Genomic DNA, 286 nt, shown 5'->3' with positions numbered 1-286 from the left:
CCCGCGACACCCGGCACCTGCGCCTGTCCGCCCAGCTTGCCGTCGGTGCCGACCTCGCGCGCCACGCGCGTCACTTCCGAGGCAAATCCGTTAAGCTGGTCCACCATCACGTTGATGGTGTTCTTGAGCTCGAGGATCTCGCCCTTCACATCGACCGTGATCTTCTTGGAAAGGTCTCCGGAAGCCACCGCAGTGGTGACCTCGGCGATGTTGCGGACCTGGCCCGTCAGGTTGTCCGCCATGAGGTTGACGTTGTCGGTCAGGTCCTTCCACGTCCCCGCGACAC

1 protein-coding gene is annotated in these 286 nt (G+C 64.0%); it reads right to left on the bottom strand.

What is annotated here, in order from left to right; all coding sequences use genetic code 11:
* On the bottom strand, nucleotides 1–286 hold a 286-nt coding region (locus AX703_RS03420), incomplete at both ends, for a HAMP domain-containing protein (RefSeq protein ID WP_156451899.1).

Source organism: Novosphingobium sp. CCH12-A3 (assembly GCF_001556015.1).
Taxonomy (GTDB): Bacteria; Pseudomonadota; Alphaproteobacteria; order Sphingomonadales; family Sphingomonadaceae; genus Novosphingobium; species Novosphingobium subterraneum.
The sequence above is the reverse complement of the archived record's forward strand: the minus strand, read 5'-3'. Positions and strand labels throughout refer to the sequence as shown.